The organism is Vibrio sp. 10N.222.46.A1 (assembly GCF_041473595.1).
In the GTDB taxonomy this organism is placed as follows: Bacteria; Pseudomonadota; Gammaproteobacteria; order Enterobacterales; family Vibrionaceae; genus Vibrio; species Vibrio tasmaniensis_A.
On the sequence record NZ_JBFRSN010001470.1, the window covers coordinates 1 to 303 of the forward strand.

The 303-nt window shown below is 44.6% G+C and carries 1 protein-coding gene; it reads right to left on the minus strand.

The features are described 5' to 3' along the window. On the minus strand, positions 1-303 hold a 303-nt coding region (locus AB4496_RS27440; protein WP_372133126.1), incomplete at both ends, for a 6-phosphogluconolactonase.

The window sequence follows — 303 nt, forward strand, 5'->3', positions numbered from 1 at the left end:
GATGCCTACGCCGCCCATGAACAGGTTGATTTTTCCGTATGAACGGATTTTTTCTTCGTATGCTGCACAGTGAGCATCGATGTCTTCAGCTTTGCCGTCTAGCAGGTTGATGTTTTCTGCTTGAATATCAACGTGGTTGAAGAAGTTTTCGTGCATAAATGTGCGGTAAGACTCTGGGTGGTTTGGTTCGATACCAACGTACTCATCCATGTTGAATGTTACAACGTGCTTGAAGCTTACTTCGCCAGCTTTGTAAAGTTCAATTAGCTCAGCGTAAGTAGTTAGAGGTGTGCTACCAGTAGG